The sequence below is a fragment of the Agrobacterium sp. 22-214-1 genome (assembly GCF_053522465.1).
In genome coordinates this window covers 140,965-162,034 of record NZ_JBNWCK010000005.1, presented here as the reverse complement: position 1 = coordinate 162,034, position 21,070 = coordinate 140,965, and the positions used below count along the sequence as shown (strand labels likewise).

General features: G+C 60.0%; 22 protein-coding genes. 13 read left to right on the top strand and 9 right to left on the bottom strand.

Annotation, left to right across the window (positions count from 1 at the left end; all coding sequences use genetic code 11):
* Nucleotides 1–90: 90 nt before the first annotated feature.
* The 6 genes from dapF (at nt 91) to ACQZ5G_RS18535 (ending at nt 6,276) form a co-directional block, all read left to right on the top strand.
* A complete protein-coding gene (gene dapF, locus ACQZ5G_RS18560) occupies nt 91–990 on the top strand; it encodes a diaminopimelate epimerase (RefSeq protein WP_448737979.1) in 900 nt (299 codons plus the stop codon).
* Nucleotides 987–2,261, top strand: coding sequence for a tRNA (N(6)-L-threonylcarbamoyladenosine(37)-C(2))-methylthiotransferase MtaB (gene mtaB, locus ACQZ5G_RS18555; RefSeq protein WP_448737978.1), 1,275 nt, complete (start codon nt 987–989; stop codon nt 2,259–2,261). Before dapF ends, mtaB begins: the two co-directional genes overlap by 4 nt.
* 32 nt (nt 2,262–2,293) lie before the next feature.
* Nucleotides 2,294–3,730: a signal recognition particle-docking protein FtsY gene (gene ftsY, locus ACQZ5G_RS18550; protein ID WP_448737977.1), complete on the top strand. Its 1,437-nt coding sequence runs from the start codon at nt 2,294–2,296 to the stop codon at nt 3,728–3,730.
* Between the two features lie 2 nt (nt 3,731–3,732).
* The gene (locus ACQZ5G_RS18545; protein WP_003520517.1) at nt 3,733–4,383 is read left to right on the top strand and encodes a septation protein A; all 651 of its coding nucleotides are present in this window, start codon (nt 3,733–3,735) and stop codon (nt 4,381–4,383) included.
* Nucleotides 4,380–4,976: a DUF2585 domain-containing protein gene (locus tag ACQZ5G_RS18540; RefSeq protein WP_003520518.1), complete on the top strand. Its 597-nt coding sequence runs from the start codon at nt 4,380–4,382 to the stop codon at nt 4,974–4,976. Before ACQZ5G_RS18545 ends, ACQZ5G_RS18540 begins: the two co-directional genes overlap by 4 nt.
* 118 nt (nt 4,977–5,094) lie before the next feature.
* Entirely contained in the window at nt 5,095–6,276 is a 1,182-nt protein-coding gene (locus tag ACQZ5G_RS18535) for a diguanylate cyclase (RefSeq protein ID WP_448737976.1), read from the top strand.
* Nucleotides 6,277–6,292: 16 nt separating this feature from the next.
* Here the strand turns inward: ACQZ5G_RS18535 and ACQZ5G_RS18530 are convergent, their stop codons facing one another.
* The 5 genes from ACQZ5G_RS18530 to ccmA all read right to left on the bottom strand — a co-directional run bounded on the left by ACQZ5G_RS18530 (nt 6,293) and on the right by ccmA (nt 9,406).
* Nucleotides 6,293–6,892 (bottom strand): DsbE family thiol:disulfide interchange protein, encoded by a 600-nt coding sequence (locus ACQZ5G_RS18530; RefSeq protein ID WP_448737975.1) that lies wholly within the window; start codon nt 6,890–6,892, stop codon nt 6,293–6,295.
* Entirely contained in the window at nt 6,889–7,062 is a 174-nt protein-coding gene (gene ccmD / locus ACQZ5G_RS18525) for a heme exporter protein CcmD (RefSeq protein WP_448737974.1), read from the bottom strand. The genes ACQZ5G_RS18530 and ccmD overlap by 4 nt, the downstream gene beginning before the upstream one ends.
* 4 nt (nt 7,063–7,066) lie before the next feature.
* Nucleotides 7,067–7,828, bottom strand: coding sequence for a heme ABC transporter permease (locus ACQZ5G_RS18520; protein ID WP_035261524.1), 762 nt, complete (start codon nt 7,826–7,828; stop codon nt 7,067–7,069).
* Between the two features lie 74 nt (nt 7,829–7,902).
* Nucleotides 7,903–8,562, bottom strand: coding sequence for a heme exporter protein CcmB (gene ccmB / locus ACQZ5G_RS18515; protein WP_003505065.1), 660 nt, complete (start codon nt 8,560–8,562; stop codon nt 7,903–7,905).
* Between the two features lie 202 nt (nt 8,563–8,764).
* Nucleotides 8,765–9,406 (bottom strand): heme ABC exporter ATP-binding protein CcmA, encoded by a 642-nt coding sequence (ccmA, locus tag ACQZ5G_RS18510; RefSeq protein ID WP_448737973.1) that lies wholly within the window; start codon nt 9,404–9,406, stop codon nt 8,765–8,767.
* Between the two features lie 271 nt (nt 9,407–9,677).
* Between ccmA and acnA the strand changes: the two genes are divergently transcribed.
* The 3 genes from acnA (at nt 9,678) to ACQZ5G_RS18495 (ending at nt 14,095) form a co-directional block, all read left to right on the top strand.
* On the top strand, nt 9,678–12,371 hold the full coding sequence (gene acnA, locus ACQZ5G_RS18505) for an aconitate hydratase AcnA (RefSeq protein WP_448737972.1): 2,694 nt from the start codon (nt 9,678–9,680) through the stop codon (nt 12,369–12,371).
* A gap of 190 nt (nt 12,372–12,561) precedes the next feature.
* A complete protein-coding gene (locus ACQZ5G_RS18500; RefSeq protein WP_003523168.1) occupies nt 12,562–13,302 on the top strand; it encodes a DUF1223 domain-containing protein in 741 nt (246 codons plus the stop codon).
* A gap of 400 nt (nt 13,303–13,702) precedes the next feature.
* A complete protein-coding gene (locus tag ACQZ5G_RS18495) occupies nt 13,703–14,095 on the top strand; it encodes a DUF2794 domain-containing protein (RefSeq protein ID WP_003523170.1) in 393 nt (130 codons plus the stop codon).
* 113 nt (nt 14,096–14,208) lie between these two features.
* Here the strand turns inward: ACQZ5G_RS18495 and ACQZ5G_RS18490 are convergent, their stop codons facing one another.
* The 3 genes from ACQZ5G_RS18490 to ACQZ5G_RS18480 form a co-directional block, all read right to left on the bottom strand.
* Nucleotides 14,209–14,946 (bottom strand): Bax inhibitor-1/YccA family protein, encoded by a 738-nt coding sequence (locus ACQZ5G_RS18490; protein WP_448737971.1) that lies wholly within the window; start codon nt 14,944–14,946, stop codon nt 14,209–14,211.
* A 218-nt stretch (nt 14,947–15,164) separates the two neighbouring features.
* Complete coding sequence (locus tag ACQZ5G_RS18485) at nt 15,165–17,726, bottom strand: ABC transporter permease (RefSeq protein WP_448737970.1); 2,562 nt, start codon at nt 17,724–17,726, stop codon at nt 15,165–15,167.
* Nucleotides 17,723–18,433 carry an ABC transporter ATP-binding protein gene (locus ACQZ5G_RS18480; protein ID WP_035263238.1) on the bottom strand — a complete coding sequence of 237 codons (711 nt, stop codon included), beginning with the start codon at nt 18,431–18,433 and terminating at the stop codon, nt 17,723–17,725. The genes ACQZ5G_RS18485 and ACQZ5G_RS18480 overlap by 4 nt, the downstream gene beginning before the upstream one ends.
* A gap of 91 nt (nt 18,434–18,524) precedes the next feature.
* Here ACQZ5G_RS18480 and ACQZ5G_RS18475 point away from each other — a divergent pair, with 91 nt between their 5' ends.
* Together ACQZ5G_RS18475 and thpR are read left to right on the top strand one after the other, a co-directional pair.
* Nucleotides 18,525–19,175: an arylesterase gene (locus ACQZ5G_RS18475; protein WP_448738076.1), complete on the top strand. Its 651-nt coding sequence runs from the start codon at nt 18,525–18,527 to the stop codon at nt 19,173–19,175.
* Nucleotides 19,176–19,243: 68 nt separating this feature from the next.
* Nucleotides 19,244–19,837, top strand: a complete 594-nt coding sequence (thpR, locus tag ACQZ5G_RS18470) for an RNA 2',3'-cyclic phosphodiesterase (RefSeq protein WP_003523177.1) — start codon at nt 19,244–19,246, stop codon at nt 19,835–19,837.
* On the opposite strand, the gene ACQZ5G_RS18465 is transcribed toward thpR, so the two are convergent.
* Nucleotides 19,771–20,250 carry a low molecular weight protein-tyrosine-phosphatase gene (locus ACQZ5G_RS18465; RefSeq protein WP_448737969.1) on the bottom strand — a complete coding sequence of 160 codons (480 nt, stop codon included), beginning with the start codon at nt 20,248–20,250 and terminating at the stop codon, nt 19,771–19,773. The genes thpR and ACQZ5G_RS18465 overlap by 67 nt on opposite strands.
* Nucleotides 20,251–20,308: 58 nt before the next feature.
* On the opposite strand from ACQZ5G_RS18465, the gene ACQZ5G_RS18460 reads away from it, so the two are divergent.
* Nucleotides 20,309–20,614: a 4a-hydroxytetrahydrobiopterin dehydratase gene (locus ACQZ5G_RS18460; RefSeq protein ID WP_003505045.1), complete on the top strand. Its 306-nt coding sequence runs from the start codon at nt 20,309–20,311 to the stop codon at nt 20,612–20,614.
* A 51-nt stretch (nt 20,615–20,665) separates the two neighbouring features.
* A complete protein-coding gene (locus tag ACQZ5G_RS18455) occupies nt 20,666–21,046 on the top strand; it encodes a YkvA family protein (protein WP_003523181.1) in 381 nt (126 codons plus the stop codon).
* Nucleotides 21,047–21,070: the final 24 nt, after the last annotated feature.

Genomic DNA, 21,070 nt, shown 5'->3' with positions numbered 1-21,070 from the left:
TAATTTGCTGTCCTTTCCGCCATATAGGGCGAAAGTGCGGGGAAAATCCCTATGCAATCCGATTTTCAGACAGTTTTCAGGTTTAGGGCAATGGCGGATACGGTCGAATTTGCGAAGATGAACGGGCTTGGCAACAAGATCCTCGTTATCGACATGCGCGGCCGTAAGGATATGGTCACGCCAGCGGCGGCGATTGCGCTGAACGCCGATGCTGCCACACAGTTCGACCAGATCATGGCCATCCACGATCCGCGTGTCGGTGGCACGGATGCCTTTATCGACATCCTCAATTGCGATGGCACGAAGGCGCAGGCCTGCGGCAATGGCACACGCTGCGTGGTACAGGCGCTGTCTTCCGAAACCGGCAAGACCAGTTTCACCTTCCAGACGGTGGCGGGCATTCTGAATGCCGTCGAACATGAAGACGGCATGATTTCCGTCGATATGGGCCTGCCGCGTTTCCGCTGGAGCGATATTCCGCTTTCGGAAGAATTCCATGATACCAGCCGCATCGAATTGCAGATCGGGCCGATCGATGCGCCGATCCTGCATTCGCCGGCCGTGATGTCCATGGGCAACCCGCATGCGATTTTCTGGGTGGATCGCGATCCGATGGAGTTCGATCTCGAACGTTTCGGACCTCTGCTCGAAAATCACCCGATGTTTCCGGAAAAGGCCAATATCACGCTGGCGCAGGTAATTTCCGACAGCGCGCTGCGCACCCGTACCTGGGAGCGCGGCGCCGGGCTGACGCTCGCCTGCGGTTCGGCCGCCTGCGCTTCAGCGGTTTCAGCGGCGCGCACGGGCCGCACTGGCCGGAAGGTCACCATCGATGTCGCATCAAGCCCCATTCGTGTGCCGTTGACCATTGAGTGGCGCGAGGACAACCACGTCATCATGACAGGCCCTGCCGAATGGGAATGGTCGGGTTCTGTCGATCCCTTCACCGGCGCCTGGGCGCGCGATGCGGTCGAGCGGGGGGCTGTATGAGCGGCGTCGAGGTCATAACCTTCGGCTGTCGTCTCAACACCTATGAATCGGAAGTGATGCGGGCGGAGGCCGAAAAGGCCGGGCTCAACAATGCCGTGCTGGTCAATACCTGCGCGGTGACTGGTGAGGCGGTGCGCCAGGCGCGCCAGGCGATCCGCCGGGCAAGGCGCGACAATCCGCATGCGCGCATCATCGTTACCGGCTGCGCCGCCCAGACCGAGAAGCAGACCTTCGCCGAGATGCCCGAGGTGGATGCGGTGCTGGGCAATGAGGAGAAGCTGAAAAGCGCCTCCTATCGTGCGCTGCCGGATTTCGGCGTTTCGGCGGAAGAAAAGCTGCGCGTCAACGATATCATGAGCATCAAGGCCACCGCGCCGCAGATGGTGAAGCACATAGATGGGCATGTGCGCGCCTTCATTCAGGTGCAGAACGGCTGCGATCATCGCTGCACCTTCTGCATCATTCCCTATGGGCGCGGCAATTCCCGCTCCGTGCCGATGGGTGCCGTGGTGGATCAGGCGCGCAGGCTGACGGAAAGCGGCTATTGTGAGATCGTGCTGACCGGGGTGGACGCCACGAGCTATGGCGCGGACCTGCCGGGCGAGCCTTCCCTCGGTTATCTCGCCAAGACTTTGCTGAAGCAGGTGCCGGACATCTTGCGGCTGCGGCTCTCCTCCATCGACAGTATCGAGGCCGACCGCCATCTGATGGATCTGATTGCCGATGAGCCGCGTTTCATGCCGCATCTGCACCTGTCCCTCCAGCATGGCGACGACATGATCCTGAAACGCATGAAACGCCGCCATTTGCGGGCTGATGCCATTCGCTTCTGCAACGAGGTGCGATCACTGAGGCCCGATATCGCCTTCGGTGCGGATATGATTGCCGGTTTCCCGACCGAGACGGAAGACATGTTCGAAAACGCCGCGACGCTTGCGGAAGAATGCGGCATTTCCAGCCTGCATGTGTTTCCCTATAGCCCACGTGCCGGCACGCCGGCGGCGCGCATGCCGCAGCTTGACCGGGCTTTGGTGAAGGAGCGAGCGGCGAGGCTTCGGGAGCGCGGCGAGGCGCTGAAGCTGGCGCATCTACAAAATATGGTCGGTTCGGTGCAGACGATCCTCGTTGAAAACAACGGTTTTGCCCATACCGACAATTTCACGCTGGTGGAGGCACCGCATCTTGCCCCGCGCACTCTTGCGCAGGTTGCGATTACCGGCCACAACGGCAAACATCTGAACATGAAGCTTCTGGCGGCGGATGCGGCCTGAGGCGGCACAAGAGAAAAGACACGGGAACGACCATGGCCCTCGGCTTCATCAAAAAAGTCTTTTCGTTCGGCAAGGACAAGGCCGAAACGGACGACCGGCCGCAAGAGGACGCCGCGCCCGAGCGCGGCAATGAAAACGCCTCCTTCGAAGCGGCGCTGAGCGATGCCGAAGCGCATGGCCCTGTCGACAAGGACCCGGTTTCCGAACTGGAGATGGAGACGGCCGGCGGGCCAGCCCCGGACGAGGCCACGGACGTGGTCCTTTCCGACGATGACGAGGAAGAGGACGCACCGCTTCTGCCCGGTGCCGAGCTTTCCGGCGATGTGGGTGTAGTGCCGCTGTCGTTGCTACAGGCGGAAGCAGCCGCCGAAGAGCAGGTCGAATCTGCCCCCGAAGCAGCGGATGTCGTGCTGGATGCGGATGCGATGGATGCGCTGCTTGACGAGGCCGAAGCCGCGACTGCCGCCGAGCCCTCTGCTATACCGCCAGCTCTACCAAAGGGTTTTTCGTCCGCCAGTGAGCGGCAGGAGCCTGCCCCTGCCGCACCGCAGGTAAAACTGACATGGTTTCAGCGCCTTCGGGCCGGGCTTGCCCGCACGTCGTCGCAGCTGACCACGCAGATTTCGGCGCTCTTCACCAAGCGCAAGCTGGATGAGGATACGCTCGATGAGCTGGAGGATCTTCTCATCCAGTCCGATCTTGGCGTCGAGACCGCCATGCGCATCACCGGTGCCCTGTCTTCCGAGCGTTACGGCAAGGATGTGAGCGGCGAGGATGTGGCCCGCATCATGGCAGGCGAGATCACCAAGGTCCTGAAGCCTGTCGCCAAACCGCTGGAACTCGATCTTTCACACAAGCCGCATGTCATTCTCGTTGTCGGTGTGAACGGTACGGGCAAGACGACGACTATCGGCAAGCTTGCCGCCAAGCTTTCCGGTTCGGGCCTCAAGGTGATGCTGGCGGCCGGCGATACGTTCCGCGCGGCGGCCATCGAGCAGCTCAAGATCTGGGCGGACCGCACCGGTTCGCAATTCATAGGCACCAAGCTCGGCGCAGATGCGGCGGGGCTTGCCTATGACGCCTATGAGCAGGCGCGGGCGCAGAAAAGCGATGTGCTCATCATCGATACGGCCGGCCGCCTGCAGAACAAGACGGAGCTGATGGCGGAGCTGGAAAAGATCGTGCGCGTGCTTGGCAAGCTCGATCCGGACGCACCGCACACCGTGCTGCAGACGCTGGATGCGACGACCGGCCAGAACGCCATGAACCAGGTGGAAATATTCCGCAATGTCGCGGGTGTTTCGGGCCTGATTATGACAAAATTGGATGGCACGGCGCGGGGCGGTATCCTCGTTGCCATCGCTGCCAAACACAAGCTGCCGGTTTATTTCATCGGTGTGGGTGAAGGTGTTGATGATCTGGAGCCCTTCGAGGCGGAAGATTTCGCCAAGGCCATTGCGGGAGTTTGAGTATGGATATTGAAAGCAATTCCAAGGAAAGCGAAAAGATGGTGGCGGAAATCAGCCCGCTCCTGAAATTCGTGCTCGAGCTTGGCCCGCTCATGGTGTTCTTCTTCGCCAATTCCCGCGGCGAATGGCTGGCGTCGACTTTTCCGGTTCTGACGGAATTCGGCGGGCCGATCTTCATCGCCACCGGCCTGTTCATGATTGCAACGGCTTTGGCGCTTTCCGTCTCATGGGTGCTGACGCGCAAGTTGCCGATCATGCCGCTCATATCGGGCATCGTGGTGTTCGTGTTCGGCGCGCTGACGCTTTGGCTGCAGAACGACACCTTCATCAAGATGAAGCCGACCATCGTCAACACGCTGTTCGGTGTCATTCTGCTCGGCGGCCTGTTCTTCGGGCAGTCGCTGCTCGGTTATGTCTTCAACTCGGCCTTCAGGCTGACGGATGAGGGCTGGCGCAAGCTGACGCTGCGCTGGGGTGTATTCTTCCTCTTTCTTGCGGTGCTGAATGAGGTGGTGTGGCGCATGTTCACCACCGACACCTGGGTTGCCTTCAAGGTGTGGGGCACGATGCCGATCACCATCATCTTCACCATGGCGCAGATGCCGCTCGTCATGCGCCATTCGCTGGAACCGCTCAACAAGGACGAAAAATGACAGTTGCAGAGATGTCGGCTTCCCGTTCGCGCTCGCTCAAATGGTTCGGCGTGGCCGCCGGGCTGCTTCTCCTGCAGATCGTCATCCTCTACGCCATGGGCCGCATTCCGATCTGCGAATGCGGTTATGTGAAGCTGTTCGAGCCGGGCGTGAACACGCCGGGCAATTCCCAGCATCTGGCCGACTGGTATACGCCCTCACATATCATTCATGGCTTCCTGTTCTACTGGTTCGCCTGGCTGCTGTTCCGTAATAAGCCCCTTTCCATGCGGCTTTCGCTCGCGGTTCTGGTGGAAGCGGCATGGGAAATCCTCGAAAACTCGCCTCTCATCATCGATCGTTACCGCACCGCGACGATGGCGCTGGGTTACACCGGCGACAGCATATTGAACTCGGCGATGGATACGGTTTTTATGGTGCTGGGTTTCCTCTTCGCCGCCCGCGTGCCGGTGTGGCTGACGGTTGTGATCGCCATCTTCTTCGAAATCTTCACCGGCTGGCTGATCCGTGACAACCTGACGCTGAACGTGGTCATGCTGCTCTGGCCCGTGGACGCGATCAAGGAATGGCAGAACGCGCTCCCGCAAATGTGAACGGGTTTTCCTGGGCGGCGGGCCGAAAGGCACGGAAGCCGCGCAATATATGCAGGTTTTCTTAATGGCATTGCGGTAGTGTCAGGCAAAGGCTCGTATCTCCCTCCGGCAGAACCCATTGCAAGACAACTTCGCCTATCTTCTCCCCTTCATCATGCTGACATTCGGCGTGGTGTTCCTGTTCCTGCAAAGGATCGGCCACGCTTCCGCCCGCTATTGGGGTATAGGATATCTTTCGGCGGCCTTCGGTTTTGCGACACCTTTGGTGCTTGGCGGCCTGCCCTTCGAAATACAGGCGATTGTTTCGAACCTGTTGTTCTTCTCCGCCTTCTTCCTCTATGGCCACGCTCTGCTCGTCCATTTCGGGCGTCCGCTTTATATCACGGGCAGGCTGTCGATCGTGGTTGCCGCGGTTTTGCTGGTCTCTTTCCATGTCTTCGTCACGCCGGATCTGAAACGCGAGCTCGTCATCGGCGATCTCGTCTGCGCCCTTTTGCTCGCGATCCCGGTCTGGATCGTGCGGAAGCGGCCGGTGGCGCTTGCCGACAGGCTGATGGTGGGAATTGCCTGCCTTGTGGTGCTGGAGACGCTGGTGCGCATCGGCATGCTGCTGGTGATGACGCCGAGCGGCTCGATGATCGAACTCAGCGAATTCTTCGAATCCGACTATGCTTTCTACATGCAGCTTGCCGCCAGCATCTTCGGCTTCCTGCTGGCGCTCTCCGTGCTCGCGAGTCAGATTTCCGTCACCGTCGACCGGCATCTGCATGCGGCAGAGCATGATCCGCTGACGGATGTGCTGAACCGGCGCGGCTTTGATCGCCGTGTTCCCGATTTTCGCAACGATACGCCTGAGGGTGCGGTCATCGCCTGCGACATAGACCACTTCAAGCGCATCAATGACGTCTACGGTCATGCGGCCGGCGATATCGTTCTTATCGGCCTTTCCGATCTTCTCAGAAGAAACGCGCCCGGGGATGCGCTGGTGGCGCGCTTTGGCGGTGAGGAATTCGTTGTCTTCCTGCCCGGCCAGACAGCTGCCGCAGCCGGCCAGCTGGCCAATGGCATGCGGACAGGTCTTTCGTCGCTCGATTGGCGCAACCGGGGTGTAACCAGCCAGATCACCGCGAGCTTCGGTGTCTCGGCCGTCGCGAGGGGAGATCATTCCATTCATGACGCCATCAAGCGGGCCGATGACAGTCTCTATGCCGCAAAACACGGCGGTCGCGATCAGGTGGTGCTGGAAGGCATACGTCTGCCGGCTGAAGGCCCTTCGCTGAGGGTCGTTACCAAGGGGTGACGCCTTGCGGAGCGGGTTATTTCCCGGCTGCGGCCGTAATGGCTGGCAGCAGGTCGCGCTCGACGCTGCGGGCATCGAAGGGGCCGACCTTTTTATAAAGGATCGTGCCATCCGCGCCGACCAGATAACTCTCCGGAATGCCGTAGACGCCCCAATCTATCGCGGCCTTGCCGTTCGGATCGACGCCTATCGCAGCAAAGGGATTGCCGAGCTCGCCGAGGAAGCGCAGCCCATTATCCTGCTTGTCCTTGTAGTTGATGCCGACGACGGTGATGCGGCTGTCTTTCGCCAATTCCTGAAGCAGCGGATGCTCCTGCCGGCAGGGAATGCACCAGGAGGCGAAGACGTTCACCAAAGTCAGCTTGCCCTTGATGGCGGCATCGGTCAGCGCCGGCAGGTTGGAGCCTTCCAGCGGCGGTAGCGACAGGGTGGGCGCCCTGGTGCCGATCAGCGCCGAGGGAATGGCGCTGATATCCAGCCCGTTCACGTCCTGATCGTAAAGCATCTTGCCGGCGACGAGGGCGAAACCGCCGAACAGCAGCAACGGCAGCAGCGCCAGCGCATAGCGTGCACGGCCTGTCGTTTTGGCCTTGGTGTCCCGGTCAGCCTGCGTCATTGCGCGTCACCTGCGGAACCGGCTCTCGCCCTGCGGCGTACGCCGGATGCCTCTAGTTCCTTCAATTCCCGTTTGCGTGCCTGACCGTCCACGACGACCCAGGCGATGAGACAGAGAACGACAAGGCTGGTCGCCCCATAGGACATGCCGATATAAAAGGCGTGCGTCATCCCCTCAGCCCTCCCGGTTCGCCATGCGGGCGGCGAGACGCCGCTGCGCGGCCACGCGCCGACGCCAGATTTCGTTGCGCATGGCGGCGATGTGCAGGGTGAAGAACAGCAGTGTGAAGCCCACGGCCATGGTCAGCAGCGGCCAGAGGAATTCCGCATCGATGGCGGAACCGCCCATGCGGATGACGCTTGCCGGCTGGTGCAGCGTGTTCCACCACTCGACCGAAAATTTGATGATGGGGATATTCACGAAACCGACGAGGATCAGCACGGCGCTGACGCGGGCGGCTCTGGACGGGTCGTCCATGGCGCGGTTGAGCGCTATCAGCCCGAGATACATCAGGAAGAGGACGAAAACGGAGGTCAGCCGCGCATCCCAGACCCACCAGGTTCCCCACATGGGTTTACCCCAGAGCGAGCCGGTGACGAGCGCAATCAGCGTGAAGGCGGCGCCGATGGGGGCGGCGGCCTTGTGGCTGACATCCGCCAGCGGATGACGCCAGACAAGCGTGCCGATGGCCGAAACCGCCATGACCGAATAACACATCATGGCAAGCCAGGCTGAGGGCACATGCACATACATGATGCGCACCGTGTAACCCTGCTGGTAATCGCCTTCGGTGGTGAAGGACAGATAAAGACCGGCGGCCAGCACCAGCGCCGTGAGCGCAGCGAGCCATGGCAGAATACGTGCCGCCAGCGCCAGAAACCGGGTGGGATTGGCGAGATCACTGAATTTGGTGATGGTGAAGGTCTGCTCGTTCATGCCGTTTGTGTAACCCGAGAATGGCCGCCCCGCAATTGATCCCTGTCAATCGGGGATCGTCTGGCGTGGTTTCATCAATCCATAACATTGCGCAGCGCCAAAGCGGCGAAGAAAGGTCCGGTCACGGCTGAAAATAACGTGATCGCACACAGAATGAGAAATGGCGGCATGAAGGGCGCTGGATCCTGCACCGCCGCATAGGAGGCGCTGACGCCGAAGATCAGCACGGGAATGGCGAGCGGCAGGACGAGGATGGAAACCAGAAGCCCTCCGCGTGGCAAAGCCACGGCAACCGCCGCGCCCACCGCGCCGATGAAGGTGATGGCGGGCGAGCCGACGAGAAGGGTAAGCATCACGGCGCCGATCGCCACTTCGTCCATGTTCATGAAGAGGCCAAGCAGAGGGGATGCAAGCACCAGCGGCAGACCGGTCGTGACCCAGTGTGCCAGGCATTTTACGAACACGGTCAGCACCAGCGGAGTTTCCTGCATCAGGATCAGATCGAGGGATCCGTCATCCCGCTCGGCCTGAAACAGCCGGTCGAGGCCGAGAAGGGCGGAGAGCAGCGCGCCGATCCAGACGATAGCGGGGCCGATGCGGGCGAGCAGGTTGAGATCGGGGCCGACGCCGAAGGGGATGACGGCAACCACTGTCATGAAAAACAGCACGCCGATCAGCGCGCCGCCGCCGGCGCGGATGGAGAGTTTGATGTCGCGGAGGAAGAGGGCGGTCATTGGGACGCCCTCGAGTTCGCGGCGTTACCCCCCTCTGCCCTGCCGGGCATCTCCCCCTCAGGGGGGGAGATCGGCAAGAGGCTCTTCCGCTGCTTTATTCTCAGACGTAGAGATGGGCGAGACCTTGCCGCAGATCGATCTCCCCCCTTGTGGGGGAGATGCCCGGCAGGGCAGAGGGGGGTATGCCCCGCGCACATCGCCCTCATGCCCAAGCCTCCACACCCGCAAACCCCGTCATCCGCAATTCCCGCGCGCTCTCCAGCCCCAAAGGCTGATGGGTAGCGGCCAGAACGATGCCGCCTTTCCCAAGGTGGTTTTTCACGAGATCGGTAAACATCCCGTCCGCAGCCTTATCAAGCGCCGCCGTCGGCTCATCGAGAATCCAAACCGGCCGCCATGCAATCAAAAGTTTGGCCATGGCAAAACGCCGCTGCTGGCCGGCGGAGAGATAACCGAAGGGCAGGTGGGTAATGCCGGCGAGGCCGACGATTTCCGCCGCCTCATCAATCGCCACGCCCGCACCGCCGGAAAAATCGCCGAGGAAGTCTTTCCAGAACCGAAGATTCTCCGAAACGGTCAGTTCGGTTTTCATCGCATTGCGATGGCCAAGATAATGGCAGGCCTCGGACGGGCGCATGTCAGCTTCAATTTCTTTGCCGGCTATCTTTATTCGTCCCTGTTCGGGCCGCAGCAGGCCGGCCACCGTGCGCAGCAGGGTGGATTTTCCCGAGCCGTTGCGGCCGGTCAGCACAAGAGCCTCACCGTCGCTTAACTTGAAGGAAGTATTCATGAATATGAAATCTTCGCCGCGTCGCACGCCAAGATTTTCCGCCGTCAAATCCATGCTGCGGTTCCGATTATGATTTCGTCGTCTCGATCATAAAAAAATCGATTAGGTTCGTTGAATGGTCTGGCACGTTTTAGAGAAATTATCTATATGGGTGTCAACACGCCAGCGGCCGGCGTGAACATCATCTTGCGCCGGACTTGACGATTGCGAGGAGCAATTTTCACGTGCGGACAGCGGAAATGGTCGTACCCGCATCCTGATGTGCATGAGTGCATAGGTGTCCGCACGCACGTGTTGGCTATCAGAGTAAGCGGGGTTTTCATCCATGCCCAAATCACTCGACAGTTTCCAATGTCGTTCCGTCCTTACCGTTGACGGTAAGGAATACGTCTATTTTAGCCTTCCCAAGGCTGAAGCCAATGGCCTGAAGGGCGTTTCCAAGCTGCCCTATTCCATGAAGGTTCTCTTGGAAAACCTGCTGCGTTTCGAGGACGGCCAGTCCGTCACCAAGGAACACATTCTGGCGGTTTCCGAATGGCTGAACAACAAGGGCCTGACCGAAACCGAAATCGCCTATCGCCCCGCCCGCGTTCTGATGCAGGACTTTACCGGCGTTCCCGCCGTTGTCGACCTCGCCGCCATGCGTGATGGCATCAAGGCCCTTGGCGGCGATCCGGAAAAGATCAACCCGCTGGTTCCCGTCGATCTCGTCATCGACCACTCGGTCATCGTCGACGAATTCGGCACGCCGAGCGCCTTTGCCCGCAACGTCGAGCTGGAATATGAGCGCAACGGCGAGCGTTACCGCTTCCTGAAGTGGGGCCAGCAGGCGTTCGAGAATTTCCGTGTGGTTCCGCCCGGCACCGGCATCTGTCACCAGGTCAACCTCGAATATCTCGGCCAGACCGTCTGGACGAAGGAGGAGGATGGCGAGACGATTGCTTATCCGGATACCTGCGTCGGCACCGATTCGCACACGACCATGATCAATGGTCTCGGCGTTCTCGGCTGGGGCGTGGGCGGTATCGAGGCTGAAGCGGCCATGCTCGGCCAGCCGGTCTCCATGCTTCTGCCCGAGGTTATCGGCTTCAAGCTGACCGGCAAGGTGAAGGAAGGTGTGACCGCGACCGACCTCGTGCTGACCGTGGTGCAGATGCTGCGCAAAAAGGGCGTTGTCTCCAAATTCGTCGAATTCTTCGGCCCCGGCCTCGATTCGATGTCTCTGGCCGACCGCGCCACCATCGGCAATATGGGCCCGGAATATGGCGCGACCTGCGGCTTCTTCCCGGTCGATAACGAGACCATCAATTACCTGACCATGTCCGGCCGTGCCAAGGATCGCATCGCGCTCGTCGAAGCCTATTCGAAGGCGCAGGACATGTGGCGCACCGGCGACGGTTCCGACCTCGTCTTCACCGATACGCTGGAACTCGACCTCGGCGACGTCGTGCCCTCCATGGCGGGGCCTAAGCGTCCGGAAGGCCGCCTGCCGCTCGAAACCATCGCGCCGAATTTCGCGACGGCTCTTGAAAATGACTATAAGAAGCCCGGCCAGCTTTCGAGCCGTTATGCGGTCGAAGGTGAGGCTTTCGATCTCGGTCATGGCGATGTGGCGATTGCCGCCATCACCTCCTGCACAAACACTTCCAACCCCTCGGTTCTCATCGCTGCCGGCCTTCTCGCCCGCAACGCGGTCGCCAAGGGTCTGAAGTCCAAGCCGTGGGTGAAGACGTCGCTCGCGCCCGGATCGCAGGTCGTTGCCGAATATCTCGACAAGTCCGGTCTGCAGAAGGACCTCGACGCGATCGGCTTCAACCTCGTCGGCTTCGGCTGCACGACCTGCATCGGTAACTCCGGCCCGCTGCCGCCGGCGATCTCCAAGACGATCAACGACAAGGGCCTGATCACCGCCGGTGTTCTCTCCGGCAACCGCAACTTCGAGGGTCGTATTTCGCCGGATGTTCAGGCGAACTATCTGGCCTCGCCGCCGCTCGTCGTGGCCTATGCCCTTGCCGGCACGGTTCAGAAGGACCTGACCAAGGAGCCGATCGGCGACGATCAGAACGGCAATCCGGTCTACCTCAAGGATATCTGGCCGACCTCCAAGGAAATCCAGGAATTCATCCTGAAATACGTCACCCGCGAGCTTTACGAAACGAAGTATGCCGACGTGTTCAAGGGCGATGCGAACTGGCAGGCGGTTCAGGTTCCTCCGGGCCAGACCTATGCCTGGGACGACCAGTCGACCTATGTTCAAAACCCGCCCTATTTCGTCGGCATGGGCAAAAAGGGGTCGGGCCTCAAGAACATCAAGGGCGCGCGCGTCCTCGGTCTCTTCGGCGACAAGATCACCACCGACCATATTTCTCCGGCCGGTTCGATCAAGGCTGCTTCGCCTGCCGGCGCCTATCTGACGGAACATGGCGTCGCCGTGGCCGACTTCAACCAGTACGGCACGCGTCGCGGCAACCATGAAGTGATGATGCGCGGCACCTTCGCCAATATCCGCATCCGCAACCACATGCTCGGCCCGAACGGCAAGGAAGGTGGCTACACCATCCACTATCCGTCCAAGGAAGAGATGTCGATCTATGACGCGGCCATGAAATACAAGGCGGAAGGCGTCCCGCTCGTCATCTTCGCCGGTGTCGAATATGGTAACGGCTCGTCCCGCGACTGGGCGGCTAAGGGCACCAACCTGCTCGGCGTCAAGGCTGTCATCGCGCAGTCTTTTGAACGTATCCACCGTTCGAACCTCGTCGGCATGGGCGTCGTTCCCTTTGTCTTCGAAGAAGGCACGACCTGGGCGAGCCTCGATCTCAAGGGTGACGAAATCGTCGAGATCGACGGGCTCGAAGGTGAAATCAGGCCGCGTGAAAAGAAGATCGCCAAGATCACCTATAGCGACGGTTCGGTGAAGGAAGTTCCGCTTCTTTGCCGCATCGATACGCTGGACGAAGTGATCTACATGAACAACGGCGGCATTTTGCAGACCGTTCTTCGCGATCTGGCCGCATAAAGCTTCAACAATCGAAGACGCCGGGAGAAATCCCGGCGTCTTTCCATTTCATCGTCTCTTTTTTTGTGATTGTCGCTCACCCCTTCGTGACTTTCTATTGAAGGGCAATAGACGTTATTTTCCGGTTTGCATCCCGGCAGGATTGATCGCATCAATTCGTCTGGATCTCTTCCGGACAAAGGTTTTTGTAATGCCGCTGAAATTCCCCCTGTCGATATGTCTTCTCGGCACGTTCCTCGTCACCTCCGCGCAGGCGCAGGAGGCCGTGAAGGGCGTCGTCGAATTGTTCACGTCGCAGGGATGCTCATCCTGCCCGCCGGCCGATGAAGCCCTGCGCAAGATGATCCAGAAGGGCGATGTCGTCGGTCTTTCCTACCATGTCGATTACTGGAACTATCTCGGCTGGACGGATTCGCTCGCCTCGAAGGAAAATACCGACCGGCAATATGGTTATATGCGCGCGCTCGGCCGCAACGGGGTCTATACGCCGCAGGCCATTCTGAACGGCCGCGACCACGTCAAGGGTGCCGATGTTCGCGGCATCTATGACAGGCTGGATGCGTTCAAGCGCGAGGGCAAGGGACTGAACGTGCCGGTCTCGTCGAAATTTGCCGGTGACGAGGTGGAGATCGATATTGGCGCCGGCAGCGGCAAGGCCGATGTCGTCGTCGCCTATTTCACGCGCGAGCAGACCGTGGATGTGCAGAAGGGCGAAAACCAGGGGAAAAAAATGTCCTACTGGCACAGCGTCTATGATGTGCAGACGGTCGGCATGTGGGATGGTTCGCCGATGACGGTGAAGCTTCCGGCGAGCGTGGTGGCCAAGGTGAAAAAGGGCGGCTGCGCCGTGCTGTTGCAGACGGCCAATGCCGGCGGCGATCCCGCGGCAATCGTCGGCGCAAGTATCCTGCTTGGAAACGAAAACCCCTGATCGCCTGTCGGGCGATGGAAGATCCGGTCCGGGCATTGGGGGCTGGGGGTAAAGGGTCAATGCACCGGACCGGGTCATCTTGGTGCCTAGGCATCAATTGACAATAGGACTATTCCACCCAATTCGGGCCATGGTTTGACCGAAATACGGCAGCCCATGTGAAAATGGCTGCCTAAATGGTTACCATTTTTAACCCCTGCTTTTGCCGTTGGCAGCGCTCGTCGGGGAATCGGCGGGCGCAATTTGGCGCTGCCGTCTTCCGGTTACTCTGCGCATCGAAGGCTTGTCGAACCTTTCCCGGAATTCCCTGTCCCGTGCGCCATGCCGGTGCAAAGACTTGCAATTTCGCCCTCTCAGGCTCACACTGCACGGATGATTTGGGTGGAATCGGAGGTATTGGATGACCGATCAACCGGATGTGCAGCAGGTGCAGACCGCTTCACGTGACAATTCCACCGTTATCGATCTCCGCGAATATAAAAAGAACAAGGACCCTTTGCCGGTCACTTTTCACCGCCGCGAGCTGGATGCGATCCTGCGCATCTATGGCCGCATGGTGGGAGAGGGCGAATGGCGTGACTACGCCATCGATCACCTCAAGGAAAAGGCGGTGTTTTCCGTCTTTAAGCGTTCAGGTGAAATGCCGCTTTTCAGGATCGAGAAAAACCCCAAGCTGGCTGCGAAACAGGGCGCCTACTGCGTGGTGAACACGGATGGCCGCATTCTCAAGCGAGGGCATGAGTTGCCGCAGGTTCTGAAGGTCTTCGACAAGGTTTTGAAGCTCATCGAGTGAGCTTTCGCAGAAGCGGACTGCCCGCCTTTGGGGGATAAGGGTGAAGAATCTTCCCAAATAAAAAGGCGGCCGAAGGGCCGCCTTTCGTATGTCTGGCAATCGAACCCTTAACCTTAGTCGTCGCGGTTTCCGAGGAACTGCAGGAGGAAGGTGAAGAGGTTGATGAAGTCGAGATAGAGCGTCAGTGCGCCCATGATCGCCTTGCGGCCGGCCACGGCAACATCGTCAGCATCGAAATACATTTCCTTGATCTTCTGGGTGTCGTAGGCGGTCAGGCCTGCAAAGATCAGCACGCCGATCGCGGAAATCGCGAACTGCAGCGCGGAGGATGCAAGGAAGATATTGACGATGGAAGCGATGATGAGGCCGAACAGACCCATGATCAGGAACGAACCGAAACCGGAAAGGTCCTTCTTCGTCGTATAACCGTAAAGCGAGAGCGCGCCGAACGAGGCGGCGGTCACGAAGAACGTCTGCACGATGCTCTGGCCGGTGAAGACCAGGAAGATCGCCGACAGCGAGACGCCCATCAGCGCCGCATAAATCCAGAATGTCGTCTGGGCGGCGGAAACGCTCATGTTCTGGATACGGAAGCTAAGGAAGAAAACCAGTGCGAGCGGAGCCAGCATGACGACCCAGCGCAGCGGCGACGCATAGAGCAGCTGGGCGAAAGCCGGGTTGGAGGCGGCAAGCGTATAGGTGCCGAACGCTGCAACGCCGGTGATGACCAGAGCCAGCGCCATCAGGTTATAAACCTTGAGCATATAGGCGCGAAGACCTTCATCGATCATCGCACCAGACTGGGCACGGGTCTGCGCCATGCGGTTCTGGTAGTTATTGAAGTCAGCCATTGTTTCCTCTTTTGAGCTCCGTGATTGCTACGGTGTCGGGATACCTCCCGGGCGCCGCTGCGGAGCTTCAGCAAGCCTGTTCAAGAATATGATGGCAGAACGTGTTCGATACAAGGCCTTTTCCCGTCGAAAAGACACCATATGCGCGAAAAGCGCTCACGTTTTGGCGATCATTACAAAGAATTAATCGTTAAAGTTAAGCGGTGCACAACCGACGATCATTCACCTGCCTGCCGGAGAACCGGGGCCGCTTTCTGCCCGAGAATCCGCCATGTGCCGATGAGGCCGATGCCCACCGTCATAACGAGGGCGACAACGAGCGTTCCGATCGCCACATCCGGCAGGAAGCTGGAGGGCAGCTTCATGATGCGGGCGATCACGAACCATGCGGAGACGCCGCCGGCGAAAAGTGCGAAGACGGCGGTGGCGAGGCCGAGCATCATATATTCGTAGGAGAAGGCGCGGATGAGCAGGTTTCGTGTGCCGCCCAGCGTTTTCAGGATGACCGCGTCATGGGTGCGGGCGCGGTTTCCGGCGGCAAGAGCGCCGGCGAGAACGAGGACCGAGGCGATGAGGGCGACGGCTGCGGCGGCGCGAATGGCGGTGGCAAGCTGGCCGACAAGGCGGTTGACGACGTCGAGCGCATCCTTCACGCGCACGCTGGTGATCGTCGGATAGGCGTTGGTGACGGCGCGCAATATGCGGCCTTCGTCGGCGGCGGTTGCGGAGGGGTCGGCGAGTGTCGCCAGCCACGCATGCGGTGCGCCGCGGAAGGTGTTTGGCGAAAACACCATGACGAAATTGATCGACAGGGATTCCCATTCGACATTGCGCAGATTGGCGATCCTTGCCGTTATGCTGCGGCCGAGCACGTTGACGGTCACCGTGTCGCCAATCTTGAGACCCAGTTCCCCGGCTTCCTCGGCCGCGAAGGAGACCAGCGGCTCGCCGCTATAGTCCGGTCCCCACCAGCTTCCTTCTGTGAGAGTCGCGTTTTCGGGAATATCCTGCGAATAGGTGATACCCCGGTCCCCGCGCAGCACCCAGCGTCCGGCCGGAGGCACCTCCATTTTCGTGACGTCCTCGCCGTTGAGCGCCAGGATGCGGCCGCGCAGCATCGGCACTTCGGTCAGCGCGCCTTCCGGCGCTTCCCGCTTCAGAAGATCGCGGAAGCCCTGAAGTTCACTGCCCTGAATATCCACGAAGAAGAAATTCGGTGCGCGGTCCGGCAGGCTGTCCGTCAATTCGCGGCGCAGATTGCCGTCGATCAGCGTGAGCGTCACGAGCAGGGTCAGGCCGAGGCCGAGCGAGAGGACGACAGACGGGGTGAGCGCACCCGGCCGGTGAATATTGCCGATCGCCAGCCTGAGCGCAGCCGAATGAACGCGCGGACTGCGCTTGGCGATGGCTTTAACGCCAGAGGCAACGAGCCGCAGCACCACAAAGGCAAAAGCGATGGCCGCCAGGAAGACAGAGGCGATGAAGCGGTCTTCCGCCGAAAAGATGGCCAGCGCGGCGAGCGCCGCCAGCAGCAGGCCGGTTGCGGCCAGATAGGGCCAGGATGGCCAGCTGCCCTCCTCGAAACCCTGTTCGCGGAAAAGCGCCGTTGCCGGCACTTCGCGCGCCTGGCCAAGCGGCACGATGGCGAAGGCGAGCGTCGTCAGGAGGCCGAACAGGGCGGCGAGGCCGAGCGCGCCGGGATAAAAGGCAAGCTCCTCCGGCACGGGCAATACGCCCTCCAGAAACCGCATGGCGATGAGGGGCGCGACGGCGCCGACCACGAGGCCGATGACGATGCCGACGGCGGCGATGAAGGCGATCTGGAAAAGATAGGTCATGGTGACCACCGAGGCCGGCGCACCCAGGCATTTCAACGAGGCGATGGTGGTGCGCTTGGAATCCAGAAACGCGCGAACGGCATTGGCAACGCCAACACCGCCGACGATGAGGGCGGTGAGGCCTACCAGCGTCAGGAATTGCGAGAAGCGATTGACGTTTTCGGTGAGCGATGGGGCCGCCCGATCACTGGTGCGGATGGACCAGCCGGCATCGGGAAAGGCCTTGTTGGCCGCATCGGTCATCGTTGACCGTGCCGAAGGATCGTTCAGCCTGATCTTGTAGGCATGCTCGACCAGACTGCCGTTCTGAACGAGACCCGAGGCGAAAAGGGCGTCGCGGCTGAGCATAAGCCTTGGCGCGAAACCGAAACCGTCGGAGAGAGCATCCGGCTCGTCGACCACGGTGCCGGTCAGTTTCAGCTTCACATTGCCGAGCAGGATTTCATCACCGACTTTGATGCCGAGCCGTTCCAGCAGAAGCGGCGCGGCAATGGCGCCATAGCTATTGCCGTCGCCAGCCAGAAGCTCGCTTATCGGTCGGTTGGGTTCGGCTACGAAGGTGCCATAGAGTGGGTAAGCGCCGTCTATGGCTTTCACTTCAGTCAACGTCTGTTCGGAACCGTCGGCAAGACGTGCCATGGAGCGCAGACCGGTGGACACCGCGACGCTGCCTAACCCATCAAGGTAGGCCCGCTCTTCTGCCGTCGCTTCCCTGTTGCGCAGTTCGAAACGCACATCGCCCGCCAATATGGACTGACCTTCGGTGGCGATGGCGCTGGTGACCGCGCGTGAGACGGAATTGACGGCGGCAATGGCGCCGGTTCCAAGCGCGATGCAGGCGAGGAAAATGTAAAAGCCGCGTAACCCGCCGCGAATTTCGCGCCGGGCGAGCCTTGCGGCGTTTCTGATATTGGCAAGAGACGGGATAATGGATCCGGTCATGCCGACACCGCCCGCGCCATATGGGAGGTGGCGCTGTCGCCCTCTATCTCGCCGGAGCGGACCTTGATCTGGCGCGAGCACCGGGCAGCAAGCGACGGATCGTGGGTGACGAGGATCATCGTCATGCCGCGTTCGGCCTGTTTGGCAAAGAGAAGATCGGCGATCTGCCTGCCGGTATCGGTATCGAGATTGCCGGTCGGTTCGTCAGCAATCAGCACGGCCGGTGAGGGGGCAAGCGCGCGGGCGATGGCGACACGCTGCTGCTCGCCGCCGGAGAGCTGGCCGGGATAATGATTGAGGCGTTCGCCGAGACCGACGGCGACGAGCTCGCGTCTGGCGATCTCGAAGGGGTTCGGGGTGTTTGCCAGTTCGAGCGGAACCGCAACGTTTTCCAGCGCCGTCATATTGGCGATGAGATGGAAGGACTGGAAAACAATGCCGATGTTGCGGCCGCGAAAATCCGCCAGTGCGTCCTCGCCGAGCTTGTGCAGTTCCGTATCCGCGATGATGATTTCACCGCTATCGAGCCTCTCGAGACCGGCAAGCACCATAAGAAGCGTCGACTTTCCCGATCCGGAGGGGCCGACGATACCAACCGCCTCGCTCTCTCCGATTGAAAGATCGATGTTCTTGAGAACGTGAACGGAGGCGGCGGCATTGCCGAGCGTGAGGTCGGCTTTCTTCAGCTCTATGATGCTTTTCGTCACAATTCTCGTTCCTATATAGGGTGATGAAAACGGTCTGGTGGTCGATGCGGTCGGTATTTCAGACAATGGGAACCAAGTTAGGAAAGCCGTGATGAGATTTAAAGCTGCCCTGTTTCACTTCATCGTCATTTTTGCCGCTGCCTTTTCTGCAACTGTTGTCATGGCTCAGGAGCGGACATTGCAGCTGGTCGGACTCGGAGACAGCCTGATGGCCGGTTACCAGCTCCCCCCCAACGACAGCTACACCGCACAGCTTGAGGCTGCATTAAAGGGCAAGGGCGTTAACGTCGCCATCGCCAATGCCGGTGTGTCCGGCGATACCTCTTCCGGCGGTCTGGCGCGGGCGGAGTGGTCGGTTCCCGATGGTACGGACGGGGTCTTCCTGGAACTCGGCGCCAATGATGCGCTGCGCGGAATCCCCCCCGAACAGACCGAAAAGAACCTCGATACCATCATTTCCGGTTTTCAAAAGCGCAACATAGCCGTGTTGCTGGTCGGCATTATGGCGCCGCCGAATATGGGCGATGATTATGCCAGGCGCTTTAATCCGATCTTTCCGAAGCTCGCCGGAAAATACAACCTGCCGCTTTATCCCTTCTTTCTGGATGGCGTGGTGACGGACGATGCGCTGAAGCTGGATGACAAGATGCACCCCAATACGAAAGGTGTGGCAATGATGGTGGAGAAATCTTTGCCGGCTGTTGAAAGCTTCATCAAGACAATCGGTGCGCAAAAAAAATAAGCACTTGCGCCCGTCTGCATTGCGTGATTCGCTATGCTTGTTCTGCCAAGAGATTCGGGGAGCTCGCCATGCCGAGACTGTTTACCGCCCTCGAAATTCCGCGCAATGCGGCTATGAGCCTCTCATTGTTGCGCGGTGGTCTGCCGGGAGCCCGGTGGATCGATGTGGAGAATTATCACATAACCCTGCGTTTTATCGGTGACATCGACGGGCGGACCGCCGATGAGGTCGTTGACAGGCTGGATCGGATCGAAAGGCCGGAATTCCAGCTCAGTCTCACCGGTATGGGGTCCTTCGGTTCCAAGAAGCCGCATTCCATCTGGGCCGGGGTTTCTCCCTCGCCGGAAATGCATGCGCTTCAGGCGGAAATCGAGCGGATCTGCCAGAGGATCGGTCTCCCGCCCGATCCGCGCAAGTTCATGCCGCATGTCACGCTGGCGCGGTTGCGCTCCTCCCGCGTGGACGATGTGGTGCAGTATCTTTCCGGACGCGGCAACTTCCGCACCTCGCCCTTCACGGTCGGCCGTTTCGTGCTGATGTCGTCGAAGGAATCGGTGGGCGGCGGACCCTATATCGTTGAAGAGGCGTTTCCGCTTCACGAGGCGCGGTCCAGCTCCATCTTTTCGAGCAACGATCTGCATCCCGCCAAGAGCATGTTGTAGACCTTGAGGAACCCGTCCTCGGCCCCGTAATAGGGATCGGGGACGTTCTCGCGGCGGCCAGTGGCATAGTCCATGAAGAGATGGATCTTGTGCCGCTGCCTTTCCGGGCTCGATTGCAGCAGGTTCGCCAGATTGTTTTCGTCCATGGTAAGTATCAGGTCGAAGGTCTCGAAATCCGCAGGGGTGACCTGTCTCGCCCGCTGCCGGGAAATATCGACGCCATGCCGTCGCGCCATGGCGATGGATCGCGGATCGGGTGCGTCACCCGCGTGCCAGCCGCCGGTGCCGGCGGAATCGATGGTAAGCCGATCAGACATGGCCGCGCCGTCGGCAAGGTGTCTTAAAACCCCTTCGGCCAGCGGTGAACGGCAGATATTGCCCATGCAGACAAAAAGAATAGCTGTATGTTTCATGGAATATGCGTCGATCCGGTCGTTGAAGCGTTAATGGGTCTCAAGCGGAGGCAAGTTCATGAAATATCCCAGACTCGAACCGGACGCCATCCGGCAGGCCCTGTCGAAACTCGAGGGCTGGTCCCTGCGCGAGGACGGGGCGGCGATCGTCCGTTCCTTCAAGTTTTCAAGTTTTGCGGAAGCCTTCGGTTTCATGGCCGAATCCGCACTTGTCGCGGAAAGGCTCAATCACCATCCCGAATGGTCCAATGTCTATTCGCGGGTCAAGGTCTGCCTTACCACCCATGATTCGCAGGGTGTGACGGAGCGGGATTTTCTTCTGGCCGAGGCCATGCAGAAGGCGGCTGCGGGCCGAAGCAATTGAACGGCGGACCTTAAATCCCATATAATAGCCGTGACCGGAGGACCGTCGATCATGGATGATGTGAAAATCGGTGAAATTCTTCTGCCGGGTGAAACTGACAGGCAGCAGGAGCGTGAGACTGTGGTGCGGGCGAAATTCTGGCCCAAGCTGAAGCGTGTGATGTCGAAGGTGCCTTTCGCACGCGATGCCGCGGCTGCCTATTATTGCGCGATCGACCGCGATACGCCGCTGCGCGCCAAGGGTATCATTCTGGCGGCGCTCGCCTATTTCATCATGCCGATGGATGCCGTGCCGGATGTGCTGGCCGTTATCGGATTCACCGACGATATTGCCGTCATCACGGCGGCGCTGGCCATGATCCGCGCCCACATCAAGATGGAGCATTACGAGGCGGCTGACGCCATGCTGAAACGGCAGCAGGAAGCCGGGTAACGCCTCTGTGATCTGCCTGTTCGG

Coding starts and splice junctions, on each gene's coding strand:
- ACQZ5G_RS18465 (WP_448737969.1), bottom strand. CDS start 20,250: ATGAAACATACAGCTATTCTTTTTGTCTGCATGGGCAATATCTGCCGT.
- ACQZ5G_RS18485 (WP_448737970.1), bottom strand. CDS start 17,726: ATGACCGGATCCATTATCCCGTCTCTTGCCAATATCAGAAACGCCGCA.
- ftsY (WP_448737977.1), top strand. CDS start 2,294: ATGGCCCTCGGCTTCATCAAAAAAGTCTTTTCGTTCGGCAAGGACAAG.
- ACQZ5G_RS18475 (WP_448738076.1), top strand. CDS start 18,525: ATGAGATTTAAAGCTGCCCTGTTTCACTTCATCGTCATTTTTGCCGCT.
- ACQZ5G_RS18490 (WP_448737971.1), bottom strand. CDS start 14,946: ATGGCTGACTTCAATAACTACCAGAACCGCATGGCGCAGACCCGTGCC.
- ccmA (WP_448737973.1), bottom strand. CDS start 9,406: ATGGATTTGACGGCGGAAAATCTTGGCGTGCGACGCGGCGAAGATTTC.
- acnA (WP_448737972.1), top strand. CDS start 9,678: ATGCCCAAATCACTCGACAGTTTCCAATGTCGTTCCGTCCTTACCGTT.
- thpR (WP_003523177.1), top strand. CDS start 19,244: ATGCCGAGACTGTTTACCGCCCTCGAAATTCCGCGCAATGCGGCTATG.
- ACQZ5G_RS18520 (WP_035261524.1), bottom strand. CDS start 7,828: ATGAACGAGCAGACCTTCACCATCACCAAATTCAGTGATCTCGCCAAT.
- ccmD (WP_448737974.1), bottom strand. CDS start 7,062: ATGACGCACGCCTTTTATATCGGCATGTCCTATGGGGCGACCAGCCTT.
- ACQZ5G_RS18460 (WP_003505045.1), top strand. CDS start 20,309: ATGAAATATCCCAGACTCGAACCGGACGCCATCCGGCAGGCCCTGTCG.
- dapF (WP_448737979.1), top strand. CDS start 91: ATGGCGGATACGGTCGAATTTGCGAAGATGAACGGGCTTGGCAACAAG.
- mtaB (WP_448737978.1), top strand. CDS start 987: ATGAGCGGCGTCGAGGTCATAACCTTCGGCTGTCGTCTCAACACCTAT.
- ACQZ5G_RS18540 (WP_003520518.1), top strand. CDS start 4,380: ATGACAGTTGCAGAGATGTCGGCTTCCCGTTCGCGCTCGCTCAAATGG.
- ACQZ5G_RS18495 (WP_003523170.1), top strand. CDS start 13,703: ATGACCGATCAACCGGATGTGCAGCAGGTGCAGACCGCTTCACGTGAC.
- ccmB (WP_003505065.1), bottom strand. CDS start 8,562: ATGACCGCCCTCTTCCTCCGCGACATCAAACTCTCCATCCGCGCCGGC.
- ACQZ5G_RS18545 (WP_003520517.1), top strand. CDS start 3,733: ATGGATATTGAAAGCAATTCCAAGGAAAGCGAAAAGATGGTGGCGGAA.
- ACQZ5G_RS18500 (WP_003523168.1), top strand. CDS start 12,562: ATGCCGCTGAAATTCCCCCTGTCGATATGTCTTCTCGGCACGTTCCTC.
- ACQZ5G_RS18455 (WP_003523181.1), top strand. CDS start 20,666: ATGGATGATGTGAAAATCGGTGAAATTCTTCTGCCGGGTGAAACTGAC.
- ACQZ5G_RS18530 (WP_448737975.1), bottom strand. CDS start 6,892: ATGACGCAGGCTGACCGGGACACCAAGGCCAAAACGACAGGCCGTGCA.